The sequence below is a fragment of the Salegentibacter sp. Hel_I_6 genome, from assembly GCF_000745315.1.
GTDB lineage: Bacteria > Bacteroidota > Bacteroidia > Flavobacteriales > Flavobacteriaceae > Salegentibacter.
This window is the reverse complement of record NZ_JQNQ01000001.1, coordinates 379,716-405,400: the sequence shown is the minus strand read 5'-3', so window position 1 is coordinate 405,400 and position 25,685 is coordinate 379,716. Positions and strand designations below refer to the sequence as shown.

The 25,685-nt window shown below is 38.5% G+C and carries 16 protein-coding genes, 2 tRNA genes, 3 rRNA genes and 1 riboswitch; of the genes, 12 read left to right on the top strand and 9 right to left on the bottom strand.

From position 1 onward, the window contains the following. Nucleotides 1-15 precede the first annotated feature (15 nt). Nucleotides 16-1,452 carry an ATP-dependent RecD-like DNA helicase gene (locus tag FG27_RS01855; RefSeq protein ID WP_037314725.1) on the top strand — a complete coding sequence of 479 codons (1,437 nt, stop codon included), beginning with the start codon at nucleotides 16-18 and terminating at the stop codon, nucleotides 1,450-1,452. 64 nt (nucleotides 1,453-1,516) lie between these two features. Further along, nucleotides 1,517-2,260, top strand: a complete 744-nt coding sequence (gene kdsB / locus FG27_RS01850; protein ID WP_037314723.1) for a 3-deoxy-manno-octulosonate cytidylyltransferase — start codon at nucleotides 1,517-1,519, stop codon at nucleotides 2,258-2,260. Here kdsB and FG27_RS01845 read toward each other — a convergent pair. The 3 genes from FG27_RS01845 to FG27_RS01835 are packed head-to-tail and all read right to left on the bottom strand — an operon-like array spanning nucleotide 2,257 to nucleotide 4,784. Further along, complete coding sequence (locus FG27_RS01845; RefSeq protein WP_037314720.1) at nucleotides 2,257-3,561, bottom strand: deoxyribodipyrimidine photo-lyase; 1,305 nt, start codon at nucleotides 3,559-3,561, stop codon at nucleotides 2,257-2,259. The two genes, kdsB and FG27_RS01845, sit on opposite strands and share 4 nt — an antisense overlap. Further along, a complete protein-coding gene (locus FG27_RS01840; protein ID WP_037314717.1) occupies nucleotides 3,562-4,257 on the bottom strand; it encodes an SDR family NAD(P)-dependent oxidoreductase in 696 nt (231 codons plus the stop codon). Nucleotides 4,258-4,274: 17 nt separating this feature from the next. Continuing rightward, complete coding sequence (locus FG27_RS01835) at nucleotides 4,275-4,784, bottom strand: SRPBCC family protein (RefSeq protein WP_037314715.1); 510 nt, start codon at nucleotides 4,782-4,784, stop codon at nucleotides 4,275-4,277. Between the two features lie 214 nt (nucleotides 4,785-4,998). Here FG27_RS01835 and FG27_RS01830 point away from each other — a divergent pair, with 214 nt between their 5' ends. Further along, on the top strand, nucleotides 4,999-5,844 hold the full coding sequence (locus FG27_RS01830; protein WP_037314711.1) for a DUF2911 domain-containing protein: 846 nt from the start codon (nucleotides 4,999-5,001) through the stop codon (nucleotides 5,842-5,844). 177 nt (nucleotides 5,845-6,021) lie between these two features. On the opposite strand, the gene FG27_RS01825 is transcribed toward FG27_RS01830, so the two are convergent. Continuing rightward, nucleotides 6,022-7,698, bottom strand: a complete 1,677-nt coding sequence (locus FG27_RS01825) for a ribonucleoside-diphosphate reductase subunit alpha (protein WP_037314708.1) — start codon at nucleotides 7,696-7,698, stop codon at nucleotides 6,022-6,024. A 41-nt stretch (nucleotides 7,699-7,739) separates the two neighbouring features. Further along, a complete protein-coding gene (locus FG27_RS01820; RefSeq protein ID WP_037314705.1) occupies nucleotides 7,740-8,714 on the bottom strand; it encodes a ribonucleotide-diphosphate reductase subunit beta in 975 nt (324 codons plus the stop codon). Nucleotides 8,715-8,832: 118 nt separating this feature from the next. Continuing rightward, a riboswitch (cobalamin riboswitch) is annotated at nucleotides 8,833-8,966 on the bottom strand. 164 nt (nucleotides 8,967-9,130) lie between these two features. Here FG27_RS01820 and FG27_RS01815 point away from each other — a divergent pair. Together FG27_RS01815 and acs are read left to right on the top strand one after the other, a co-directional pair. Further along, entirely contained in the window at nucleotides 9,131-9,355 is a 225-nt protein-coding gene (locus FG27_RS01815; protein ID WP_037314703.1) for a hypothetical protein, read from the top strand. Nucleotides 9,356-9,583: 228 nt separating this feature from the next. Continuing rightward, nucleotides 9,584-11,491 carry an acetate--CoA ligase gene (gene acs, locus FG27_RS01810; protein WP_037314701.1) on the top strand — a complete coding sequence of 636 codons (1,908 nt, stop codon included), beginning with the start codon at nucleotides 9,584-9,586 and terminating at the stop codon, nucleotides 11,489-11,491. Between the two features lie 82 nt (nucleotides 11,492-11,573). On the opposite strand, the gene FG27_RS01805 is transcribed toward acs, so the two are convergent. From FG27_RS01805 to FG27_RS01790, 4 genes are all read right to left on the bottom strand, one after another. Further along, on the bottom strand, nucleotides 11,574-12,236 hold the full coding sequence (locus FG27_RS01805; protein ID WP_037314699.1) for a PolC-type DNA polymerase III: 663 nt from the start codon (nucleotides 12,234-12,236) through the stop codon (nucleotides 11,574-11,576). After that, nucleotides 12,236-14,164: a DUF294 nucleotidyltransferase-like domain-containing protein gene (locus FG27_RS01800; RefSeq protein ID WP_037314697.1), complete on the bottom strand. Its 1,929-nt coding sequence runs from the start codon at nucleotides 14,162-14,164 to the stop codon at nucleotides 12,236-12,238. Before FG27_RS01800 ends, FG27_RS01805 begins: the two co-directional genes overlap by 1 nt. Nucleotides 14,165-14,209: 45 nt before the next feature. Beyond that, a complete protein-coding gene (locus FG27_RS01795) occupies nucleotides 14,210-15,286 on the bottom strand; it encodes a DNA topoisomerase IB (protein ID WP_037314694.1) in 1,077 nt (358 codons plus the stop codon). Between the two features lie 133 nt (nucleotides 15,287-15,419). Further along, nucleotides 15,420-16,508, bottom strand: coding sequence for a M42 family metallopeptidase (locus FG27_RS01790; protein ID WP_197051654.1), 1,089 nt, complete (start codon nucleotides 16,506-16,508; stop codon nucleotides 15,420-15,422). A 105-nt stretch (nucleotides 16,509-16,613) separates the two neighbouring features. Between FG27_RS01790 and FG27_RS01785 the strand changes: the two genes are divergently transcribed. The 7 genes from FG27_RS01785 (at nucleotide 16,614) to pta (ending at nucleotide 25,683) form a co-directional block, all read left to right on the top strand. After that, on the top strand, nucleotides 16,614-17,297 hold the full coding sequence (locus FG27_RS01785; RefSeq protein ID WP_037314691.1) for a DUF4294 domain-containing protein: 684 nt from the start codon (nucleotides 16,614-16,616) through the stop codon (nucleotides 17,295-17,297). 689 nt (nucleotides 17,298-17,986) lie between these two features. After that, nucleotides 17,987-19,516 (top strand): 16S ribosomal RNA (locus FG27_RS01775). Between the two features lie 194 nt (nucleotides 19,517-19,710). Beyond that, nucleotides 19,711-19,784: transfer RNA gene (locus tag FG27_RS01770), tRNA-Ile, on the top strand. Nucleotides 19,785-19,959: 175 nt separating this feature from the next. Further along, a tRNA-Ala gene (locus FG27_RS01765) sits at nucleotides 19,960-20,033 on the top strand. 239 nt (nucleotides 20,034-20,272) lie between these two features. Then, nucleotides 20,273-23,106, top strand: a 23S ribosomal RNA gene (locus FG27_RS01760). 137 nt (nucleotides 23,107-23,243) lie between these two features. Next, nucleotides 23,244-23,352: ribosomal RNA gene (gene rrf, locus FG27_RS01755) — 5S ribosomal RNA — on the top strand. The 16S, 23S and 5S rRNA genes sit together here with 2 tRNA genes alongside, the layout of an rRNA operon. A 237-nt stretch (nucleotides 23,353-23,589) precedes the next feature. Then, on the top strand, nucleotides 23,590-25,683 hold the full coding sequence (gene pta / locus FG27_RS01750; protein ID WP_037314685.1) for a phosphate acetyltransferase: 2,094 nt from the start codon (nucleotides 23,590-23,592) through the stop codon (nucleotides 25,681-25,683). Nucleotides 25,684-25,685: the final 2 nt, after the last annotated feature.

The following is a 25,685-nucleotide window of genomic DNA, read 5'->3' as shown; positions in this document are numbered from 1 at the left end:
TTTTTATAAATATCTATGGAAAATCTCGATGCTTCCGGGTTTTATAAACTTCTTTTAAGCGATCTGGGTTTTACGGCTAAAGCAGGACAGGATCTTGCTTTGCAACAACTTTCTCGTTTTGTTTTAAACAATAATAAGGAAGAACTTTTTATGCTTAAAGGTTTTGCCGGGACTGGTAAAACCACCATAATTAGTACCCTGGTTAAAAATCTTTGGAAAATTAAAAAATCTGGGGTGCTACTGGCACCCACTGGAAGGGCTGCTAAAGTAATTTCTAATTATTCTAAAAAGGAAGCTTTTACCATTCACAAAAAAATTTATTTTCCAAAGAAAAGTGGTGGGAGCGGGGTTCAATTTGTCCTTCAACCAAATAAGCATAAAAACAGCATTTTTATTGTAGATGAAGCTTCAATGATCTCTGATACGCCAACAAATTCCAAATTAATGGAAAATGGAAGTTTGTTAGACGATCTTATTCAATATGTCTATTCAGGTCAAAATTGTCAGCTTATTTTAATAGGAGATACTGCACAGCTTCCACCTGTAAAAATGGAAATTAGCCCGGCACTGGAAGCTGAGAAACTTCAGTTTTCTTATAATAAGGACGTACTTCATATTGAACTGGATGAAGTTGTTAGACAAGCCGAAGAAAGTGATATTTTATTAAATGCCACGAAAATAAGACAAAGCTTGCAAGACGGTTTTTACGATAGTTTTCAGTTTGAAATCACCTCAAAAGCAGATGTTATAAGGTTGCAGGACGGTTATGAAATTATGAATGCTATTGAGGAATGTTATAATGAGTTGGGTAATGAAGAAACCAGTTTTATAGTAAGATCAAATAAAAGGGCAAATTTGTATAACCAACAAATTCGGTCTAGAATTTTGTTCCAGGAAGAGGAAATTTCAGCTGGAGATTATCTTATGGTGGTGAAGAATAATTATTTTTGGGTTAAACCCAGTTCTGAAGCCGGTTTTATAGCCAATGGGGATATTGTAAAAGTTTTGGAAATTTTCGGGATTAAAGAGCTTTACGGCTTTCGCTTTGCCGAAGTACAGGTGCAAATGGTAGATTATCCTAAAATGCGACCTTTTGAAACCGTGGTGATGTTAGATACGCTAACCAGCAATACGCCCTCACTTTCCTATGAAGAATCTAACCAACTTTACCAGGAAGTGATGAAAGATTATGAAGATGAAACTTCTAAATACAAGAAGTTCATGAAGGTGAAGAACAATAAATTCTTTAATGCCTTACAGATTAAATTTTCTTATGCGATGACCTGTCATAAATCACAGGGTGGGCAGTGGAATACGGTTTTTATTGAGCAGCCTTACCTGCCTGAAGGTGTTGGGAAAGAGTATTTAAGATGGCTTTACACCGCTGTAACACGGGCAACAAACAAACTATATTTAATAGGTTTTAAAGACGATTTTTTCGTAAATAAATAGTTTTTATATCTGCTTCAATTCAAATTTTAAAACCTAAATTTAACTTCTAAAATCAAAATTTATAATGGATAAACCCCTTAAAATAATTGCTATGATTCCCGCCCGTTACGAGGCGACCAGATTTCCAGGAAAACTTTTAAAAGATCTAAATGGAAAAACAGTAATCACCAGAACCTACGAAGCTGCAAAAAGCACAGATTTATTTGATGAGGTATATGTGGTAACCGATAGTGATAAAATTTATGCTGAAATAAATAAAAACGGCGGCAATGCAATAAAAAGCAAGAAAGAACATGAATGCGGAAGCGACCGTATTGCTGAAGCGGTGCAGGATATGGATGTAGATATCGTTGTAAATGTACAGGGAGATGAACCATTTATAGATAAGGACAGTTTGGCTAAATTGCTACTTGTTTTTCGGGAAGATGATGCTTCTGCTATAGACCTTGCTTCTTTAAAAACTGCACTTTCTGAAAGTGATGATATTACTAATGCAAACAATGTAAAGGTAATTACCAATAAGAATGATTTCGCAATGTATTTTTCAAGATTTCCAATCCCTTACCCAAGAAATACTGATGCTGCCGTGACTTATTTTAAACATATAGGGATCTATGCCTTTAGAAAACAAGCGATTATAGATTTCTATAATTTACCCATGTTATCTTTAGAATCTGCCGAAAAGATTGAAGCTATTAGATTCCTGGAATATGGAAAAAATATTAAAATGGTAGAAACACAAATGCAGACCATTGGGATTGACACCGAGGAAGATCTTGAAAAAGCCAGAAAAATATTTAAAGATTAGCTTACTGCTTCTTTGTAAACTTTAAGAGCCCGTTCGCGGGCTTCTTTATGATCTACCATCTTTTCAGGATAATCATCGGTTTCAAATTCTTCCACCCATTTTTTGATGTATTTTTTATCCTTATCAAATTTATCAATCTGCGTAGTTGGGTTAAAAATTCTAAAATAAGGGGCAGCATCAACGCCACTTCCGGCAACCCATTGCCAGTTGCCCACATTAGATGACATCTCGTAGTCCAGTAGTTTTTCAGCAAAATAAGCTTCACCCCAGCGCCAATCTATAAGTAAATGTTTGCAAAGAAAACTCCCTACCAGCATCCTCACGCGATTATGCATAAATCCAGATTCATTTAATTGTCGCATTCCGGCATCTACCAGTGGATAACCTGTTTTTCCGGTTTTCCATTTCTCAAATTCCTCTTCATTATTGCGCCATTCAATACGGTCATATTTCTTTTTAAAAGATTCAGTGACAGTATCGGGGTTGTGATATAACACCTGCATAAAAAATTCTCGCCAGATTAATTCATCAAGAAAAGTCTTGTTGTTTTCGGAATTAGCTTTTTTTACCATTTTTCTAATACCAACAGTTCCAAACCGTAAGTGAGCTCCTAATCTTGAGGTGCTATCCCTGGCTGGTATATTCCTCGTGTTTTCGTATTGCTGAATTAACGTTGGGGTCACATCATAATCGGGTACTTTAATTTCTGAATTTTTAAAACCAATATCACTTAAACTTAAATTTGGTAAGCGGGTATTTTGAATAAGATTATCCAGGTATTGACTGGTATAATGAATTTTGAGGTCCAGGGATTTGAAATGCTCTTTCCAAACCCTCATATATGGGGTGTAAACCACATAAGGATCGCCATCTTTCTTTACCACTTCATTTTTTTCAAAGATAACCTGATCCTTAAAAGTGTGAAATTCAATATTATTTTTAGAAAGTAACTCGGCTATTTCTTTATCTCTTTGGGTTGCGTAAGGTTCATAATCATGATTGGTGAATACTTCAGCCATTTGATAATCTTTAATTAATTGCTGAAAAATTTCTTCTGGTTGGCCGTGATACATCGCGATAGTGCTGCTATAATCATCTTGCAGTTCTTTTCGCATTTCCTGAAGTTGCTCGTGTATAAAAGTTACACGAGCATCATTTTTAGGTAATTTATCAAGTATTTCTGTATCAAAAATAAAAATTGGTAAAACCGGTTTATCAGATTTTAAAGCTTCGAGAAAACCTACATTATCATCTAATCTCAAATCACGCCTAAACCAGAAAATATTCACTTCTTTACTCATTTACGAAATATTTAAAGTTGAAAGTCCACCATCTACCCCAATAATTTGTCCAGTTATCCAACTATTTTCATCGCTTAATAAAAAGGTAGCTGCGTTGGCGATATCCTTTGCGTTTCCAACCCTTTTAAGAGGATGTCTTTCACTCATCTTCTCTTTCTTAGAATCGTTAGACAATAATTTTTCAGCCAATGGAGTATCGGTTAATGATGGTGCGATCACGTTTACCCGCAATGTTGGAGCATATTCTGCTGCCAGCGATTTAGCAAAACCTTCAATCGCACCCTTTGCCGCAGCAACGCTGGTATGGAAGGGCATTCCGACTTTAACCGCCACGGTGCTAAAAAATACCAAACTTGCATTTTCAGCTTTCTTTAATTTTGACATTAGAGACTTAACTACTTTTACCAAACTTAAAAAATTTAAGTTCATTTCTTCCTCAAAATCTTTATGCTTTAGCATCTTAAAAGGTTTGAGGTTGATGCTTCCAGGGCAATATACCAGGCCGTGTATTTCTTCCGGCAACTCAAGGTCTTCTATATTATCTTTTAAAACATCAAATTCTAAATGTTTTATATCGTCGTTTAGTTCGCCTTTGTTTCTTGAAGCGACAATCACATTATTTTCTTTTATTAATTGATTGGCAATTTCAAGTCCGATTCCGGTAGAACCGCCAATAAGTACAATATTCTTTTTCATAATTTATTTTTTATGGTTTAAGCTAAAATATCTTGTTTCAGTGTTGCATCTTTAGTTTTGGTTTCATCATATTCACCAAAAAGTTCTATAAGTTTCTCCTGCCTGTAATCAAAAATTTCTTTCAGTTTAGGAGCTACGAGAAAGGGATGCACCATTTGTCCTAAAATCCCGAAGGGCAATTTATAATCTATAATATCCTCCATCTCCACGCCGCCTGGAATTTCTTTCAAAAAATGCTTGTGGTGCCAAAGTGCATAAGGCCCAAAACGTTGCTCGTCAACAAAGTATTCTCTATCTTTTACGTGGGTTATTTCCGTAACCCATTTGGTTTTAATTCCTGCAATAGGAGTTACTATATATTGAATAATTTGTCCTGCAAACATTGGGCGATCGGCTCCAGAGATAATATTAAACCCCATATAATCTGGTGTAATAGTCTTTAGATTTCCAGGGCTGGATAGAAATTCCCAGGCCTTTTCCAGGCTTATAGGAAGTTTTTGCACCGTCTTTTTAGTATAGATTTTCATTCTGAGTTATTTACTCACAAGGTGAGATTAATTGTTTTCTAAGCTTAGCCGAATTTTTTATCTCTCGAGCTTTCGCTAACTAAGTGTAAAATTAAAGGAAGTTTTGTTTAGAGTAAAATAATTATAGTTAAACAAAATATAAATGAAGAAGCTTGAATTTTAAATTTATAATCAATTTCTAGGTATATTTGAAAAACTAAAAACAAACTACAAAATGAAAAAATTACTTCTATTTTTATGTACCGCAGGGATTATGAGTGCAACTCAAGCCCAGGTAAAGGCTCCACAACCGAGTCCTTTAACTAAGATTGAACAAAAAGTTGGGCTTACCGATTTCACTCTTGAATATTCCCGTCCCGGAATGAGAGATCGTGAGATTTTTGGCAATCTAGTGCCCTATGGAGAAGTATGGCGTACCGGTGCCAACGAGAATACCAAAATTACTTTTAGTGACGATGTTACTATTCAAGGAGAAGAATTAAAGGCCGGAACCTACGCAATTTATACCATTCCGAAGGAAGACGAGTGGGAAGTAATGTTCTATAACGATGCTTCTAATTGGGGAAATCCTGCTGAATGGGACGAAGAGAAAGTAGCCCTAAAAGCAACTGCAGAAGTATTGGAGCTTCCGTTTGAAATGGAAACTTTCACCATTATGATAGACGAACTTAAGAATGATTCTGCTGTGCTTAATTTTGTTTGGGCAAATACAGTTGCGAGTCTTGAATTCGAAGTACCTACCGAAGAAAAAGCAATGGCCAGTATTGAAAAAACTATGAATGGCCCAGGGGCAGGTGATTATTTTGCTGCAGCAACTTATTATCACGATGCCAATAAAGATTTAGAACAGGCTTACGAATGGGTAAAAAAATCCCTTGAAATGGGGAACCCGAATGCATTCTGGATCTTAAGAAGAAAATCGCTTATCGCAGCCGATCTTGGTAAAAAAGAAGAAGCAATTGCAGCTGCCAAAAAATCTTTAGCTGAAGCTGAAAAAGCCGGAAACCAGGATTACGTTAAAATGAACAAAGATTCCCTTAAAGAATGGGGAGCTATGTAAGTTGAGTTTTCAGAATAAGAAAAAGGCTGTCTTGTAAACGTCCTGTTTTCGTCAAGCTGAACTTGTTTCAGCTTCTAGCATGTTTTTAAAATTCAACATTTTAGACCCTGAAATAAATTCAGGGTGACGTTCTTCAGACTTTTCAGACAGCCTTTTCATTTTAAATCATTTTAAGGCTTAAGCCTCACAACTCGCACAATTCACCATATTGGCTATAAATTCTTTAGAAACACTTTGACTTCTTTGGTAGTATAGCGTTTTAACTCCCAGTTGCCAGGCTTCTATCATTAGCTTATTTACTTCCCGAACCGGAAGATCTGAAGGAATATTCAAATTCAAACTTTGGGACTGGTCTATATATTTTTGTCTCACCGAGGCCTGTTGAATAATCTCTAACTGACTTATCTCCTTAAAGGTTTTAAAAACCATTCGCTCTTCATCACTTAATTCTTTTAAATGCTGTACGCTTCCGTGGTTTAGCATAATGCTTCGCCAGGTTTCTTCGGTATCCAATCCTTTTTCCTGAAGTAATTCCTTTAAATATTTATTCTTCCGCATAAAATTCCCTTTTGCCAATCCCGCTTTGTAATAATTACTGCTAAAAGGTTCAATCCCAGGTGATGCCTGTCCTAAAATGGCAGAAGAGGAGGTAGTAGGCGCTACGGCCATTAAAGTAGTATTTCTTAATCCGTAGCCTTTTAAAACCTCGGGTTCGCCATAAATATTCGCTAATTCCTTACTTGCTTTGGTAGCTTTCTCATTAATTTCTTTAAATATGGAATTCGTTAAGCCTTTTGCTTTTAAACCTTCAAAAGGAATCCTGTTCTTCTGAAGATAAGAATGCCAACCCATAACGCCCAATCCCAGAGCCCTGTGTCTTTTTGCAAATTTATTGGCAGGAGTGAGGTAATAATTATCCTCGGTTTTCGCGATAAATTCCTGTAAAACAGCATCAAGAAAATAGATAGCCAGTTTTACTGCCTCGGTATCTTTCCATTCGTCATAAAGCTCTAAATTCATTGAAGAGAGACAGCAAATAAAAGACTCTTCCTCGGTTGAAGGCAGTGCGATTTCTGAACATAAATTGCTGGAATTTACAACGTAGTTTTTGTCCTTATAAACCTGCGGCTTGAACCGGTTGATATTGTCTTTAAAGAAAATATAGGGCAAACCTTTTTGCTGTCTGCTTTCTAAAACTTTAGCCCATATTTCTCGTTTTTCCCGATCTCCATCTATCATTTCCTGCATCCAGTAATCGGGCACACTAACGCCATAAAATAAATTCTGAATAGGATTTCCAATATTTTTTATCTCGAGAAATTCTTTAATATCGGGGTGGTCAATATCCAGATAAGCAGCAAAAGCTCCGCGGCGAACGCCGCCCTGAGAAATGGTATCCATCGCAGTGTCAAAAAGCTTCATAAAACTGGTTGCTCCGCTACTTTTGCCGTTATCGGTAACAGCACTGCCACGACCTCGTAATTCTCCAAAATAACCTGAAGTACCGCCACCAATCTTGGTTTGCATGATTACCTCGCCCAGTTTGTGAGTAATTCCTTCAATATTATCGGGTACGTAGACATTGAAACAGGAAATTGGTAATCCGCGTTCGGTACCCATATTGGCCCAAATTGGCGAACTTAAACTCATCCAGCCGCGTTCTATCATTTCTATAAAAGCTTCAGCCAGTTCTGGTTTGTAGAGTCTTTTTGCAGCTGCATTTGCAACTCGTTCTATGGCAGATTTTGTAGTTTCTCCTTTTAATAGATAACCACGGTTAAGTATTTGCTGGCTTTCTTCATTGAGCCACCAAAGGCGTTCCTGTTGCATTTCTTTAATTATTGTTTCGGGCATTTTGCTGGATTTTAGATTGAATTATTGCTGCGGAAAATTGTTTAAAAAAGATCATCGGCCGTGATGCTTTTATCGTGTTTGGTGTAATCTACCGGACGCTTGGCAAAAAAGTCGTCTAAACTATTGGCGAAAACTTCTTCTTCAAACCATAACATGGCTTTGTAATCATACTCTGAAACAAAGTAGATCTTTTCCAAACCAATTTTTTCAAGGCTATCGTCTACCCGATACTTCATAAAATTCAGCAGGTCTTCTTTTTTGCATTGTTCCAGAGCGCCATCAACAAAGATCCAATCAAGGATTTCAGATTCTACTTTCATAGAATGGGCAATGATCTCTCTAATTTGAGTTTTGGTTTCCTCGTTGAAGAATTCTGGAAATTCTTTCTTAATCTGGTTTACAATATAAATCCCGGCATTGGCATGAATTTGTTCGTCTACCGATGTCCATGCAATTATATTGCTCACATTTTTCATCACACCTTTAAATCGGCTAAACGAAAGAATAATAGCAAACTGACTAAAGAGGGATACGTTTTCAATTAAAATTGAAAATAAAATAAGGGAAAACACGTATTTTTTTTCATCTGAAGATTTTGTATTTGCTAAAGCTTCAGAAAGATAAGCCACCCTTTTTTTGATAACAGGAGTTTCTATTAATTGCTCGAACTCGTTGTTATAACCTAAAACTTCAAGCAGGCGGGAATAAGCTTCCGAATGCCTGAATTCACATTCAGCAAAAGTGCTTCCGAGGCCGTTAAATTCCGGCTTAGGAAGGTGCTCATATAAATCGCCCCAGAAGGATTTAACGGCTACTTCAATTTGTGCGATGGCAAGCAAACTCTTTTTAATTACCTGTTTTTCATTTTCACTAAGATGAGAATGAAAATCCTGTACATCTGCAGTAAAGTCTACTTCAGAATGCACCCAGAATGATCTGTTAATAGCTTCGGTAAACTGAAGGATCTCGGGATATTCGAAAGGTTTGTAATTTACCCGTTTTTGAAAAATACTCATATCACTTTTGTTTTAGTTTTAAAATCAAAAGCATAAAAGCAAATAGGTGTCTTTGGAAAAGAGAAGAGCGGGAAGACCGCAAAAATATTATCCTGGACATTTACTTTTTATGCGAAAGCAAAAGTCAGCCCGGTTGGGAAGGTGATCTGGCTTGTAGATAACTCTACTTTACAGTTGCGCAACAGCTCATGATTCTCACATGATTCCCCTTGTTTATTACAAAAAAGCAATACCGCCGGTATGATTTTACAAGAGTAAAGTTAAAGGGAATAAGTCGCGATTTTATAAAAGCAGCACTGAGTTATAAACATAGTTTTTCACAAAGTAAAAATTAGTTTAAAGAAGTTTTTTGTAAATGTTTGGCCGTGGGCATAGTCTTTGTCTGGTTATAGGAGCTAATAAATAATTATATAAAAATGAGACTGGTCTACCTACAAAACATCGATGATGCTTATGTGGCGAAAGCCGAAATTTCTGTAAAGGCCTTTGGGCTTTCTGTGAGGAGGAAAACTAAAATTTTTACTCGAAAAACTTCAGAAAATATCTGGAGGGAAGAAAAATCGAATAAAATTGCTTCAAAAAGGGAAACCGCTTTTTTAAATAAATGGTTAAAAGACCATCAAAAGTTCATAGAGCATTAATAATACTATTCTTTAATAATAATACTTTCAGGAAAACTAATTATTGAAAATTTTACTGCTATTCCGTAGGATTTATCCAATCTATTAAACTTCTCATAAAACTTCAAAATGCCCGATAATTACGGAATTTTTGGTATTTGGTTTCCTTAGGTTTTTATAAATTGCGGGAGAGATATTTTATATTTTTCAATATTAACCCACGCAACCATCAATATATTTATTTAAGTTATGAGTAATTATCATATTAAGAATTTAGAGGAGTATTTTCAAGTTTATAGAAAATCGGTAAGAGAACCAGAAAATTTCTGGGAAGAAGTAGCCGAAGAACATTTTACCTGGCGCAAAAAATGGGACAATGTGTTGAGTTGGGATTTTAATAAGCCTGAAGTAAAATGGTTTGAAAATGCTAAATTAAATATCACCGAAAATTGCATAGATAGATTTCTATTTAATCGATCTGATAAAACTGCAATTATTTGGGAGCCAAACGATCATGAAGAAGAGGCGCAACATATATCCTATGGTGAACTTCATAAGAAAGTAAATAAATTTGCGAATGTTTTAAAATCTAAAGGAATTGAGAAAGGTGATAGAGTTTGTATTTACCTGCCTATGATTCCTGAGCTTGCTGTGGCAATGCTTGCTTGTGCCAGGATTGGTGCTATACACTCTGTAGTCTTTGCAGGATTTTCTTCGAAAGCTCTTGCTACCAGAACTAATGATGCAGATTGTAAAATGCTAATCACTTCTGACGGATCTTACCGCGGAAATAAAACCATAGATCTAAAAAGTATTGTAGATAAAGCGCTGGAAGAATGCCCTGGTGTGGAGAACGTTCTAGTGGCAAAACGTCTTGACTCTGATATTCAAATGAAAGAAGGGCGTGACGAATGGTTACAACCTCTACTGGATGAAGCTTCAGATGAATGTGAAGCCGAAACCATGGATGCTGAAGATCCTTTATTTATATTATATACTTCGGGTTCTACCGGCAAACCAAAAGGGATGTTACACACCACGGCGGGTTATATGGTGTATACAGCTTATACTTTTAAGAATATTTTTCAGTATAAAGAGGGAGATGTTTATTGGTGTACAGCTGATATTGGCTGGATTACCGGTCACTCTTATATTTTATACGGGCCATTAGCAAACGGGGCAACTACTGTGATGTTTGAGGGTGTTCCTTCCTATCCTGATGCCGGAAGATTCTGGGATGTAGTAGAGAAACATAAGGTTAATCAGTTTTATACTGCGCCAACGGCAATTAGATCTTTAGCTAAAAGAAATATAGAGTTTGTAGAAAGTCATGATCTTTCTTCTTTGAAAGTGCTTGGAACTGTTGGAGAACCTATTAACGAGGAAGCCTGGCACTGGTATAACGATAATGTAGGAAAAAATAAAAGTCCGATTGTAGATACCTGGTGGCAAACCGAAACTGGCGGAATTATGATCTCACCAATTCCGTATGTAACTCCGGTGAAACCTACATATGCAACATTACCATTCCCCGGGATTCAACCTGCATTAATGGATGCTGATGGTAATGAACTAAAAGGGAACCAGGTAGACGGGAGATTATGTATTAAATATCCGTGGCCCGCTATTGCCAGAACGGTTTGGCGAGATCATGAACGTTATAAAAACACTTATTTCTCTACTTTTAAAAATATGTATTTTACCGGCGACGGTGCGTTAAGAGATGAAGTTGGTTATTACCGAATTACCGGTAGGGTAGACGATGTAATCATCGTATCTGGTCACAATTTAGGAACCGCCCCAATCGAAGATGCTATAGATGAACACCCAGCAGTAGCAGAATCTGCAGTAGTGGGATTCCCACATGAAGTTAAAGGAAATGCGCTATATGCATTTGTAATTTTAAAAGAAGCCGGGGAGTCCAGGAATCACGATAATCTTAGGAAAGAGATTAATCAACAGATAAAGGATAAGGTTGGACCGATAGCAAAACCAGAGAAAATTCAGTTTGTTAGCGGACTTCCAAAAACGCGAAGTGGAAAAATTATGAGAAGGATTTTACGTAAGATTGCTTCAAAACAAACCGAAGATCTAGGTGATACTTCAACTTTACTAAATCCTGAAGTTGTGCAAGAAATTATGAATGATGCTTTATAAAATTTTAAGTATAATTCTCTAACAAAACCTAAACCTCACAGCGTTTCAAAAACTGTGAGGTTTTTTATTTTCAAAAGGTAGTTTAATACTTAAACAAGCTTTTTAAATTTAATTTTCTGTCGGTATTTGGTTTGCCAATAATTTTGAGGAAAGCAATAGCGGTAATAAAAGCATCTCCGGCTGCAGTGTGCCTATCCCGGATATCAATCGTGTAAGTTTCTGCAATTTCATCAAGAGAATAACTTTTTTCCCGATTGATTAAATTTGAGATTATTCTGGTACCACGGTATAAATTTACAGTGTCTAAAACTTTGTTTTTTAGTTTTGGTAATCCCATTCTAAATAAAGCCTCATTGATCATCCCAATATCAAAACCAGCATGATGCGCCACTAAAACCGAATTCCCTATATATTTTAAAAAAGCTTTTACCGCTTCTTCTTCCGATAAGGTTTCTATTCGCTCATTCTGGATAATTCCGTGAATTTTCACGGTTTTAGGATTAAAAGTTTCCTGGGAAATATACTCTTCAAATCCATCGGCAATATCAATAGATCTATTATTTACCGCTACGGCACCAATGCAGAGCATTCGGTCTTTTTTTAGATCAAATCCAGTGGTTTCGGTATCTAAAACTACAAATCTTGTTTCGGCTATTTCTACGGGAAGCTTTTCCTGGAATTTAGCTTCATAATTCAGCCAGAATTTCGGAAAATTCTCTGATTTCCTTTTGAATAATTTTAGCATTAAATATAAGGAGTTACTTCAAAACGATATTTTATTAATTCCTGCACCTGCCTAATACTTTTAAAGCAGCGCTTAAGTTTTATTTTTTCTTCTTTTCCAAGATTTTCAAGATCTATAAACCTACCGCTATTTCGATTTTCCAAACCATGTTGTGTCCTAAATTTAATTAAAACCTTAGAAGCGTAGGCACAAGCTAAAAATAGTTCTTTGTTATTTGGCTCCAATTGCGCCAGTTTTTCAAAGCGCTCTGCCGTGTTGCTAATATTCTTTACCTGGTGATATAAAATAAGCAACCTTGCGGCATCGGTAATAGGAGTAATTCCTCGTTTTTTTATGTCGAAATAATCCTTATTCTCTCCATCTTCTTCTACCAGAAATTGCCTAAAAAAACCAAGCGGGGAAGGATTTCTTAAAGCAGTCGCACCCATCACCGCATAGAATTTTCTATTATCGTTTGTAAGACTAAAAATATGATCAGCCAGTTCGTTAGATAACTTCACATTACCGTAAGAAATATCAAAATCGAAAAAAATGGAACATAGTAGAATTTCATCATTGCCGGGGTCTATGATCCAGTTTGTAAACTGCGTTTTCCATTCGCTTAGACTCAAACAGTATTTTGGATTTTTCGCCATCATTTCAGCAGGGCAATATTCGTAACCTATAATATTGAGTCGTTTGTTTACCTTTCTGGCCAATTCCAAAAAATAGGCCCGGGTTTCTTCCAGTTTTTCTTCAGCACAATCTTCAAAAATAAGCGCGTTGTCCTGGTCTGTTTGTAAAAGTTGCTCTTTTCGTCCCTGGCTTCCAAGGGAAATCCACGTGAAATCACAGGGTGGGGGAGTAGGCAGTTTTTTAATGCAACGTTCAATGATTCTTTTTATAGTTGCATCATTTAATTCAAAAATAATTCTGGAAATATGATTCAGCGGAATATTAGAATCAATAAATCCGCGAAGTAATAAAGTGATTTTATGCCGAATTTTCTTCAATTCGTTCGTACTACTGCTACGTTGAATCGCTTTCATAAGCACAGAAGGATTATGCCCTTCAGAAACCATAATGTCGTGTTCAGAAAGTATGCCTACAACCTTGGTGTTGGGAGTGCCGTCTTCGGTAATGCAAATATGATTTATATGATGTTTCATCATAGTAAGTTGCGCCTGGGCAATGCTTAAACCCTGTGGATAGCAGATTACCGGGAAAGCCATAATTTTGGAAATAGGAGTTTCAATTCCATAAACGCCAGTAGCTACCATATCTCTAAAATCCTCATCGGTCACAATACCTTTTGGAATATTGTTTTCTACAATTAAAACCGAACCTACTTTCTTTTTGCTCATTAATTGCGCAGCAACTTTTATAGTGGTCTCAGGGGAAATCATAACCACTTTCCTGGTAACCGGCGCTGGCTGAAGCTCAAATAAATTGTTATTAGGTTTAAATTGGTTTTCTTCGGGTTCTTTATCAGAAATTAATTTCCCTTTATGTGCCTGTGAATATGGATTTCTGGTGTTTGAAGCAAAACTTTGTATCAAGAAGTTACCTACTTCCCGATTTTCTTCAGAAAGGGGCTTGAATTTTTTAATCGGGATTGCGTATAGAATAGTCTCTTCATCGGCAATAGCATTGATGAGATAATTCTCCTTTGCGAAAAGTGGTCTAAGTCCAAAAATATCACCTTCGTCGCATTTATCAATAGTTTCCCGCTTTTCATTATTATTGCGCTCTAAGGAAATCGCTCCTTTATTTACTACATAAAAGCGTTTATGGCCAATATCACCTTCTTTAAATAAAAGTTTTCCTTTTTCAAGATATTTTACTTTAACCTGTTTAGATATATATATTAAATCTTCTTTTTCTAACAGGTTAAAAGGGGGATAATTTTTTAGAAAATCGGCTATTCGGGAAGCAATGGTGTTCTTCATAGCGCTAATTTAACTAAAATTGAGCAGAGCAGAATAGGCGATATTTTAAATATTCACCTCGTAATCTTTAATCATTTTCAGGATAATTTTTTCGGTTTCAGATAGGGAAATATAATCGGGCTTATCTTCAGATTTGATTTCGTTGAAGTATGGTTCAATTTCTCCGCTTTCATAAGAATTTACCACTTTAGGATGCACATAATAACTGCGACAAACAGCGCGGGTATTTCCTAAACCTGCGGCAGAAGCATCAAAAGCCTCAAGCATATTCTTTTTATTTTGCTTTTCTTCCTCGGTATATCCAAGTTCCCTAAGCGTTTCAAAAAATATTTTGGTTGCGCTCCAGGTTCTAAAATCTTTTGCCGAAAATAGATCACCACTAATTTCGTGAATATAATCGTTGATCATACCACTATCTATAGCGTGCTTTTCACCATTTTCATCATAGAATTTAAAAAGTTCCCAACCCGGAATTTCCTCACATTGATTCACAAGCTTAATAAGTTGTTTGTTTTTAACAGTAACGGAATGTTCTTTTCCCTTCTTACCTATAAATTCGAACTTAATCTGATTTTTATAGGTTTTCAAATGTCTTGATCTAAAAGTTGAAAGCCCGTAAGTTTTATTTTTGTTGGCGTAGTATTGATTTCCAATTCTAATGTGGGTTTCCTCCATAAGTCTTAGGATTAAAGCTAAAACTTTTCTTTGAGTCATGTCCGGGAGATCCAAATCGCTGTCAACCTGTTTTCTAATTTTCGGCAAATTTTCGCCAAAAGCAGCCATCTTAAAAAATTTCGTTTCATTTCTTAATTTACTCCAGGTAGGATGATAAATATATTGTTTGCGATTTTTTTCGTCACGACCAACAACCTGTAAATGCCCATTTTTTAAATGAGTGATCTTTACTTCCTGCCAGGCCGGTGGTATCACTAAACTTTTAATTCTCTCAATTGCTTTCTCATCTTTTAAACGTACTCCTTTATATATATAGGAAAATCCTCTTCCAACTTTCTTCCGGCTTATGGAAAGTTTTTCTTCAGAGACATAGCTGAGGTTTGCTAAATTCACAGCTTCGTACGGATTTGACATTAATGTGTTTATTTCTTCAGGAGAAATTGTCATTTTCTTTTTTTAATAAATATAAAGGGAATAAATACTGGTATCTAATAAAGAATTGTGAAAGTATATTTAAAGAAAATAAAAAACCCTTTTCAGGAATTTCTGAAAAGGGCTATATAAATAGGAAACGAAGTTTCTAGTCGAAATAACTGAAACTTTCGCCGTCTTTAATTTTAAGTACGCTTTCGTAGATAAGTCTTATTACGTTTTCTACATCAGTTCTATGAACCATTTCTACTGTAGTATGCATATATCTAAGAGGAAGTGATATTAAAGCCGAAGGTACGCCACCATTACTGTATGCAAAAGCATCGGTATCTGTTCCTGTAAATCTGGAATTCGCCATTCTTTGAAAAGGAATTTCTTTTTCCTGAGCTGTATCAATAAGCAATTCTCTCAATTTATTTTGAACAGCAGGAGCGTGGGCAATAACAGGTCCGTAACCAATTTTGGTATCGCCTGTTTTCTTCTTTTCAATCATTGGAGTATTGGTATCGTGCGTAACATCGGTCACAATAGCAACATTTGGTTTGATACGATGAGTGATCATTTCAGCGCCTCTTAGGCCAATTTCTTCCTGCACCGAGTTGGTGATGTATAACCCAAATGGAAGTTTCTTTTTATTCTCTTTTAGAAGCTTTGCAACCTGGGCTATCATAAATCCCCCCATACGGTTATCTAGCGCACGGCAAACAAATTTGTTTTCATTCAGAATAAAAAATTCATCTGGGTAAGTGATCACACAACCTACGTGCACACCTAGTTCTTCTACTTCGTCTTTAGTGGTACAGCCAACATCTATACAGATATTATCGATTTTAGGAGATTGTTCACTATCCTTTTCACGAGTATGAATTGCAGGCCATCCAAAAACACCTTTTACAATGCCTTTTTTGGTATGAATATTAACTCTTTTTGAAGCTGCAATTTGATGATCACTTCCGCCATTTCTTACTACATAAATAAAACCGTCATCGGTAATATAGTTCACATACCAGGAAATCTCATCGGCGTGACCTTCAATTACTACTTTATATTCGGCTTCGGGATTTATAACGCCAACAGCAGTTCCATAGCTATCGGTAAAGAATTCATCTACATAAGGTTTTAGATATTCCATCCATAATTTTTGCCCTTCAGCTTCATAACCTGTTGGAGCGGCATTATTAAGATATTTTTCCAGAAAATCTATAGATTCCTTATCCAGTATACTGTCTTTGCTCATAGTTTTGATTTTTCACGAATTTAATAAGAATAAAATGTATGACAACTCATTATTGATTAATTTTGGAATGATTTTAGTACAATAGCCAAGCTAAATATTAGGTTAATGCTTAGAACACTTTTTATAATAGGACTCTTTAGTTTTTCAGGACTTTTCGCCCAGGATAGTATTCATGCTGAAGATACCTTGCAAAAAAAGTATATGATTATCGCTGGTGATACCGTCCCCAGGGAAAGTATAGATCTCAACGAAGTAGTGATTTTAAAGAAGCTTCATTTCAATAGTTTAGCCGAAAGAAAGCAATACCTTATATTAAGGAGAAAAACAAGGAAAGTTTATCCGTATGCTAAATTAGCCTCAGAAAGACTAATAGCGCTTAATGCGAGGCTGGAAGAAATAGATTCCAGGTCAGCTCAAAGAAAATATACCAAAATCGTTCAGGATTATATAGAAGAAGAGTTTTCTGCAGAATTAAAAAAGCTTACTCATACTGAAGGACAAATTTTGGTGAAACTGGTGCATCGCCAAACAGGGACTACTGCTTTTAACCTAATAAAAAATTTAAAAAGTGGTTGGCGGGCATTTTGGTATAATACCACAGCCAGTTTATTCGAAATTTCTCTTAAAGAAGAATTTGATCCTAAAAATAATCACGAAGACTTTTTAATTGAAGATATCCTACAACGCTCTTTCGTAAACGAAATACTAGAGCCACAAGCTACAGCACTTGATTTTGAATATGTAGAACTTACCAATAAATGGAGTAAAAGACAGGGCCGTTTAAATTAACTTTTGTCTTCCCAATATTTCTTTAAAATTTTTTATCTTACAAGTTCCTTTTATTGAGAAGCTTAGGTTTTTATTTTAAGTTTTCTTTAAAAAATTGTTATTTGAAGCTTGCGGGGGAATAAAACAGCAGTATATTTGCACCCGCTTTGAGACACAACAAGGGTTGGGGATGAAGCGGAGAAGTTCATTACATATTGGGATACGGTGTTTTTTAAGGTTGAAAAAAGCTTTAAAAAAATAAAAGTAAAAAAACTTATTTTTTTACTTGCCAGAATCAAAAGAGGGTGTATATTTGCAGCCGCAAAAACAGCGAAGGTTTTTGATTAAAACGGCAGTTGTTTTTAAAGTTCTTTTGAGAATGGAAAGCTTTAAAAAAAAAGTCAAAAATTTTTCTAAAAAAGATTTGGCTGATAAAGAAAAAGTAGTGTATATTTGCAGCCGCTTTCGGCGCAAACGAGTTCCCAAAAATACTGAAAAGAAATCCCGGGTGGGTTAATATAGAGTTAAGGTTCGAGTCCTTTAATTTCGACAAGAATATCCCGAGTAATATCGGGGAAGTTCATTGATTTATTGAATTGACAGCGCGTAAGTTTTTCTTCGGAAAGACATACAAATAATTTAGAATTAAGACTAGAGAAGTCATCTTTGAGTACAGACGATTTGATTGTTGTAATTATATTTAAGAAACAACGATGAAGAGTTTGATCCTGGCTCAGGATGAACGCTAGCGGCAGGCCTAACACATGCAAGTCGAGGGGTAACAGGGAAGAGCTTGCTCTTTCGCTGACGACCGGCGCACGGGTGCGTAACGCGTATACAACCTACCTTTTAGCGGGGAATAGCCCAGGGAAACTTGGATTAATGCCCCATAGTATGAAAATATCTCCTGATATTTTCATTAAACATTTATGGCTATTAGATGGGTATGCGTCCTATTAGTTAGTTGGTAAGGTAACGGCTTACCAAGGCAGCGATAGGTAGGGGTCCTGAGAGGGAGATCCCCCACACTGGTACTGAGACACGGACCAGACTCCTACGGGAGGCAGCAGTGAGGAATATTGGACAATGGGCGAGAGCCTGATCCAGCCATGCCGCGTGCAGGAAGACTGCCCTATGGGTTGTAAACTGCTTTTACAGAGGAAGAACCACCCCCTCGTGAGGGGGTTTGACGGTACTCTGCGAATAAGGATCGGCTAACTCCGTGCCAGCAGCCGCGGTAATACGGAGGATCCAAGCGTTATCCGGAATCATTGGGTTTAAAGGGTCCGTAGGCGGGCAGTTAAGTCAGTGGTGAAAGTCTTCCGCTCAACGGGAGAACTGCCATTGATACTGATTGTCTTGAGTTATTATGAAGTGGTTAGAATGAGTAGTGTAGCGGTGAAATGCATAGATATTACTCAGAATACCGATTGCGAAGGCAGATCACTAATAATATACTGACGCTGATGGACGAAAGCGTAGGTAGCGAACAGGATTAGATACCCTGGTAGTCTACGCCGTAAACGATGGTTACTAGCTGTTCGGATCGATTGAGATCTGAGTGGTTAAGCGAAAGTGATAAGTAACCCACCTGGGGAGTACGTTCGCAAGAATGAAACTCAAAGGAATTGACGGGGGCCCGCACAAGCGGTGGAGCATGTGGTTTAATTCGATGATACGCGAGGAACCTTACCAGGGCTTAAATGTAGTCTGACAGGGGTGGAAACACCCTTTTCTTCGGACAGATTACAAGGTGCTGCATGGTTGTCGTCAGCTCGTGCCGTGAGGTGTCAGGTTAAGTCCTATAACGAGCGCAACCCCTGTGGTTAGTTGCCAGCGAGTAATGTCGGGAACTCTAGCCAGACTGCCGGTGCAAACCGCGAGGAAGGTGGGGATGACGTCAAATCATCACGGCCCTTACGTCCTGGGCCACACACGTGCTACAATGGTAGGGACAGAGAGCAGCCACTTCGCGAGAAGGAGCGAATCTACAAACCCTATCACAGTTCGGATCGCAGTCTGCAACTCGACTGCGTGAAGCTGGAATCGCTAGTAATCGCATATCAGCCATGATGCGGTGAATACGTTCCCGGGCCTTGTACACACCGCCCGTCAAGCCATGGAAGCCGGGGGTACCTGAAGTCGGTCACCGCAAGGAGCCGCCTAGGGTAAAACTGGTAACTGGGGCTAAGTCGTAACAAGGTAGCCGTACCGGAAGGTGCGGCTGGAACACCTCCTTTCTAGAGCAATGCCTTTTAAGGCAAAGCGCAATAATCAAAAGGGAAGTTCTTAAAGACCTTTTTTGGTCTTGATTCTATAGCTGTCGATTTAATATTTAAAAAATTGTATAGTGTATACTGTATAATGTAGATTGAAAAGTGTTCGAAAGGACATTATACAATATACAAGCTACATTATACATTAAACAAAGGACAGTCTCATAGCTCAGCTGGTTAGAGCGCTACACTGATAATGTAGAGGTCGGCAGTTCGAGTCTGCCTGAGACTACGACGCGCTAAGGCGCAGTTCAAAGTTAAAGGTTCATAGTTCAAAGTAATTTGAATTTGAGACAACAACGTTCATTACAAATTGAAAGGAAATTTTAGAAGTTGGGAATCCCAGGTTGACATATAGGTCATCAATTAACTGATAACTGTTAACTGATACCTGACAACTGAAAAATGGGGGATTAGCTCAGCTGGCTAGAGCGCCTGCCTTGCACGCAGGAGGTCATCGGTTCGACTCCGATATTCTCCACGATTCCTTAAGATCTAAGGGAGATAGGTAATTTAAACAATCAGGAAATGCGTAAAGCATATTCGTTTGGTTATCATTGAAATTAGATTGTTAGAGAGGAAAAAAGTTCATTGACATATTGAGAAACAAAGAATACGAGAAAACTACAGTTATAGAAGTTAAATTTTATAACGAGGTAAATTAAATTAATAGAATACATTGTGATTAAGGTCACGAGAAATTCGAGCATAAGCAAGAAGCATACAAGCTAGATAAGGGCGTATGGGGAATGCCTAGGCTCTCAGAGGCGAAGAAGGACGTGATAAGCTGCGAAAAGCTGCGGGGATTGGCACATACAAGTTGATCCGCAGATATCCGAATGGGGCAACCCACTATACTGAAGGTATAGTATCCTTTAAGGAGGCAAACCCGGAGAACTGAAACATCTAAGTACCCGGAGGAAGAGAAAACAATAGTGATTGCGCTAGTAGCGGCGAGCGAACGCGCATTAGCCCAAACCATAAGGTTTACGGACCTTATGGGGTTGTAGGACCACAACATTTGTTGCAAACAGAATTAGAACAGGTTGGAAAGCCTGGCCATAGACGGTGACAGCCCGGTATAGGTAAAGAATGCAGTGATAGTGGTATCCTGAGTAGTGCGGGGCACGAGAAACCCTGTATGAATCCGGCGGGACCATCCGCCAAGGCTAAATACTCCTGAGAGACCGATAGTGAACCAGTACCGTGAGGGAAAGGTGAAAAGAACCCTGAACAAGGGAGTGAAATAGATCCTGAAACCATACGCTTACAAGCGGTCGGAGCCCTTCGGGGTGACGGCGTGCCTTTTGCATAATGAGCCTACGAGTTACCGTTTCCAGCAAGGTTAAGCAGTTCAGCTGTGGAGCCGTAGCGAAAGCGAGTCTTAATAGGGCGTTTTAAGTTGGTAATGGTAGACGCGAAACCGTGTGATCTACCCTTGGGCAGGTTGAAGCTGTGGTAACACATAGTGGAGGACCGAACCCGTTGACGTTGAAAAGTCTTGGGATGACCTGAGGGTAGGGGTGAAAGGCCAATCAAACTCGGAAATAGCTCGTACTCCCCGAAATGCATTTAGGTGCAGCGATATGATAGTTTTATAGAGGTAGAGCTACTGATTGGATGCGGGGGCTTCACCGCCTACCAATTCCTGACAAACTCCGAATGCTATAAAATGTTTTATATCAGTGAGGGCATGGGTGCTAAGGTCCGTGTCCGAGAGGGAAAGAACCCAGACCATCAGCTAAGGTCCCAAAATATATGTTAAGTTGAAGAAACGCGGTTGGACTGCCCAGACAGCTAGGATGTTGGCTTGGAAGCAGCCATTCATTTAAAGAGTGCGTAACAGCTCACTAGTCGAGCGGTCCGGCATGGATAATAATCGGGCATAAACATATTACCGAAGCTATGGACTTTATATTTAGATATAGAGTGGTAGGGGAGCATTGTAACAGAGATGAAGGTGTACTGCGAGGTATGCTGGATTGGTTACAAAAGAAAATGTAGGCATAAGTAACGATAATGCGGGCGAGAAACCCGCACACCGAAAGACTAAGGATTCCTCAGCTATGCTAATCAGCTGAGGGTTAGTCGGGACCTAAGGCGAACCCGAAAGGGGTAGTCGATGGACAACAGATTAATATTTCTGTACTTGCCCCACGTTAAAGCGGACGGAGGCGAAAAGTTAGTGCGTGCTGACGGAATAGCACGTTGAAGGGAGTGGTAACACCCCGATAGTACACAAAAGCTTCGGCCGGCGTGATAATCTAGCGAATCGACTTCCAAGAAAAGCGAGTGGTGGCAACCCGTACCGTAAACCGACACAGGTAGTTGGGATGAGAATTCTAAGGTGCTCGAGAGATTCATGGCTAAGGAACTAGGCAAAATGGGCCCGTAACTTCGGGAGAAGGGTCGCCCCGCTTCGGCGGGGCCGCAGTGAAGAGGTCCAGGCGACTGTTTATCAAAAACACAGGGCTCTGCTAAATCGAAAGATGATGTATAGGGCCTGACACCTGCCCGGTGCTGGAAGGTTAAGAGGAGATGTTAGCTTCGGCGAAGCATTGAATTGAAGCCCCAGTAAACGGCGGCCGTAACTATAACGGTCCTAAGGTAGCGAAATTCCTTGTCGGGTAAGTTCCGACCTGCACGAATGGTGCAACGATCTGGACACTGTCTCAGCCATGAGCTCGGTGAAATTGTAGTATCGGTGAAGATGCCGATTACCCGCTACGGGACGAAAAGACCCCGTGCACCTTTACTATAGCTTAGTATTGACTTTGGACAAGTGATGTGTAGGATAGGTGGGAGACTTTGAAGCGCCGTCGCCAGGCGGTGTGGAGTCATTGTTGAAATACCACCCTTTACTTGTTCGAAGCCTAACCTCATTATTGAGGGACAGTGCTTGGTGGGTAGTTTGACTGGGGTGGTCGCCTCCAAAAGAGTAACGGAGGCTTCTAAAGGTTCCCTCAGCACGCTTGGTAACCGTGCGTAGAGTGCAATGGCAAAAGGGAGCTTGACTGAGAGACATACAGGTCGATCAGGTACGAAAGTAGAGCATAGTGATCCGGTGACACCGCATGGAAGGGTCATCGCTCAAAGGATAAAAGGTACGCCGGGGATAACAGGCTGATCTCCCCCAAGAGCTCACATCGACGGGGGGGTTTGGCACCTCGATGTCGGCTCGTCACATCCTGGGGCTGGAGAAGGTCCCAAGGGTTGGGCTGTTCGCCCATTAAAGTGGCACGCGAGCTGGGTTCAGAACGTCGTGAGACAGTTCGGTCTCTATCTGTAGTGGGCGTTAGAAATTTGAGTGGACCTGATCCTAGTACGAGAGGACCGGATTGGACCAACCTCTGGTGCACCAGTTGTTCCGCCAGGAGCATTGCTGGGTAGCTACGTTGGGAAGGGATAAGCGCTGAAAGCATATAAGCGCGAAACCCACCACAAGATGAGATTTCTTTAAAGGACCGTGGGAGACGACCACGTTGATAGGCCACAGGTGTAAAGGCAGCAATGTCATAGCCGAGTGGTACTAATAATCCGTAAAGCTTGATGCGATTCCCACGCCTGCAAAGGTGTGGGGACTTGAATGCTTTATCTTGAAGTTCTTCTATATTCTTTGTTTCTTAAATATGTCAACTTATTAGGAGTTGGATAGGACGTTTAAAGACGTGTTATGCCAAACTCAAAGACTTAAGGTGGTTATGGCAACGGGGCTCACCTCTTCCCATTCCGAACAGAGAAGTTAAGCCCGTTAGCGCAGATGGTACTGCTATTTGTGGGAGAGTATGTCACCGCCTTTTTTTTAAGACCCTTACATTAACTTGTAAGGGTCTTTTTTTGCCCGAAAATCAAGGATACTCTGTTCTACTTATCTTCAATTTTGGTTTTCATTGTAAATTTCAATATAATATATCGATAGATAAGGCTTTCTGGTCTTTAGTTAAAAGATGATTGATATCAGGTTTACTATCTTTTAGGAAAAACTTAAATAGGGTTTTCTTTTATTAACTTTATTTTTGCCCAACAATTTATACACTATGAATAAAGGAATTTATATCGCCACGCTGGAGTCCCACAGTGGTAAGTCTATGATCTCATTGGGCCTAATGAGAACCCTACTTGGTAAAATGGTAAAAGTAGGATATTTCAGGCCAATTATTAATGATGTTCCGTCAGGGGAGAGAGATAATCATATAGATACTGTTTTAAGTTATTTCGATCTTAAAATTCCTTACGAAGAAACTTTTGCTTTTACTCGAAGTGAAGTAATTCAGAAGAGAAACGAAGGGAAATCGGGAGAAATTATAGACACAATAATTACCAAATATAAAAAGCTGGAGGAAGAATTCGATTTTATATTAGTCGAAGGCAGTGATTTTTCTGGTGAGGGCAGTGTTTTTGAATTTGACGTGAATGTGGTAATCGCCAAAAACCTTGGTATTCCGGTTATAATTGTGGTTAGTGGTCAATATAAAAGCTGGGAAGAATTATTGGGTAACCAGCAAATGGCTTATCGTGCCTTTAAAGATAAGGAAGTTCAGGTTCTTGCTATGGTTAGCAATAAAATTCAGGAAGAGAACCTGGAACCTGCCAAAAAAAATATGCGTGAATTTTTGCCTGAAGAAGTTGCAGTTTTTGCGATACCATTAATTGATACCTTAAATAACCCTACATTAAAGGAAATTGTAAAAGCTCTTGATGGCGAAGTTTTGTTTGGTCATGATTTTTTAGATAATCAAACCGGAAACTTTGGAGTAGGAGCAATGCAGTTACGCAATTATCTAACCACTTTAAAAAATGAAAGCCTTGTGATTACACCAGGCGATAGAGCAGATATAATTCTAGGGGCCCTTCAAGCTAATATTTCGAGCAATTATCCTAGAATTTCAGGAATTATTCTAACCGGTGGCCTAAGGCCAGAAGAATCAATTTTAAAGTTAATTGAAGGTTTATCTGATATCGTTCCTATGATCTCTGTTCAGGAAGGAACTTTTGCCGTCACCAATAAAGTAGGTGCCATAAAATCTAATATTTACGCAGATAGTATTCAGAAGATACAAACAACGATTAGCATTTTTGAGCGCTATGTATCTTTTGATCCCCTGGTAGAAAAATTGACGAACTATAAACCACACGGAATAACTCCAAGAATGTTTCAGTATAGTTTGGTTAAGCGTGCAAGGCAAAGCAAAAAACATATTGTATTGCCAGAAGGAACTGATGAGCGTATTCTTACCGCAGCTAAACGACTTATAGATATGGATCTGGTTGAACTAACTCTACTTGGAAACCTGGACACCATTCAGAAAACAGTGGCTAAGATTGCCCTGGATCTTGACTTTTCAAAAGTAAATATTATAGACCCCATAAGCTCACCCAATTTCCAGGATTATGCTGAAACTTTTTATGAGTTGAGAAAGCATAAAGGAGTGAATATGGATATGGCGAAAGACAGAATGAGTGATGTTTCTTACTATGGAACAATGATGATTTATAAAGGACATGCAGACGGAATGGTTTCAGGAGCAGCTCATACTACTCAGCATACTATTTTACCGGCATTACAATTTATTAAGACCAAACCTAATGTTTCGGTAGTTTCTTCTATATTTTTTATGTGTCTGGAAGATAGAGTTTCTGTCTTTGGGGATTGCGCGATTAATCCGAATCCCAGTGCGGAAGAATTAGCCGAAATCACAATTTCTTCTGCCGAAAGTGCTTCTGCTTTTGGTATCGAGCCAAAAATTGCGATGCTGTCTTATTCATCTGGAACTTCAGGAAAAGGAGAGGATGTGGATAGAGTGCGAGAGGCTACTGAAATTGTGAAAAAACGCAAGCCAGATCTTAAAATAGAAGGTCCTATTCAGTATGATGCAGCAGTAGATATTAGTGTTGGAAAAAGTAAATTACCCGAATCTGAAGTAGCCGGGCAGGCCAATGTTCTAATTTTCCCCGATCTAAATACCGGAAACAATACTTATAAAGCCGTGCAAAGGGAAACCGGGGCTCTTGCAATAGGTCCAATGCTTCAGGGTTTAAATAAACCGGTAAATGACCTAAGCCGGGGATGTACCGTGGCCGATGTTTATAATACCGTAATTTTAACCGCCATACAGGCACAAGGAATTTAATT

What these genes read in the sequence shown, in the direction of transcription:
- FG27_RS01855 (WP_037314725.1), top strand. Translation starts at nt 16, where the DNA reads ATGGAAAATCTCGATGCTTCCGGGTTTTATAAACTTCTTTTAAGCGAT.
- kdsB (WP_037314723.1), top strand. Translation starts at nt 1,517, where the DNA reads ATGGATAAACCCCTTAAAATAATTGCTATGATTCCCGCCCGTTACGAG.
- FG27_RS01845 (WP_037314720.1), bottom strand. Translation starts at nt 3,561, where the DNA reads ATGAGTAAAGAAGTGAATATTTTCTGGTTTAGGCGTGATTTGAGATTA.
- FG27_RS01840 (WP_037314717.1), bottom strand. Translation starts at nt 4,257, where the DNA reads ATGAAAAAGAATATTGTACTTATTGGCGGTTCTACCGGAATCGGACTT.
- FG27_RS01835 (WP_037314715.1), bottom strand. Translation starts at nt 4,784, where the DNA reads ATGAAAATCTATACTAAAAAGACGGTGCAAAAACTTCCTATAAGCCTG.
- FG27_RS01830 (WP_037314711.1), top strand. Translation starts at nt 4,999, where the DNA reads ATGAAAAAATTACTTCTATTTTTATGTACCGCAGGGATTATGAGTGCA.
- FG27_RS01825 (WP_037314708.1), bottom strand. Translation starts at nt 7,698, where the DNA reads ATGCCCGAAACAATAATTAAAGAAATGCAACAGGAACGCCTTTGGTGG.
- FG27_RS01820 (WP_037314705.1), bottom strand. Translation starts at nt 8,714, where the DNA reads ATGAGTATTTTTCAAAAACGGGTAAATTACAAACCTTTCGAATATCCC.
- FG27_RS01815 (WP_037314703.1), top strand. Translation starts at nt 9,131, where the DNA reads ATGAGACTGGTCTACCTACAAAACATCGATGATGCTTATGTGGCGAAA.
- acs (WP_037314701.1), top strand. Translation starts at nt 9,584, where the DNA reads ATGAGTAATTATCATATTAAGAATTTAGAGGAGTATTTTCAAGTTTAT.
- FG27_RS01805 (WP_037314699.1), bottom strand. Translation starts at nt 12,236, where the DNA reads ATGCTAAAATTATTCAAAAGGAAATCAGAGAATTTTCCGAAATTCTGG.
- FG27_RS01800 (WP_037314697.1), bottom strand. Translation starts at nt 14,164, where the DNA reads ATGAAGAACACCATTGCTTCCCGAATAGCCGATTTTCTAAAAAATTAT.
- FG27_RS01795 (WP_037314694.1), bottom strand. Translation starts at nt 15,286, where the DNA reads ATGACAATTTCTCCTGAAGAAATAAACACATTAATGTCAAATCCGTAC.
- FG27_RS01790 (WP_197051654.1), bottom strand. Translation starts at nt 16,508, where the DNA reads ATGAGCAAAGACAGTATACTGGATAAGGAATCTATAGATTTTCTGGAA.
- FG27_RS01785 (WP_037314691.1), top strand. Translation starts at nt 16,614, where the DNA reads ATGCTTAGAACACTTTTTATAATAGGACTCTTTAGTTTTTCAGGACTT.
- pta (WP_037314685.1), top strand. Translation starts at nt 23,590, where the DNA reads ATGAATAAAGGAATTTATATCGCCACGCTGGAGTCCCACAGTGGTAAG.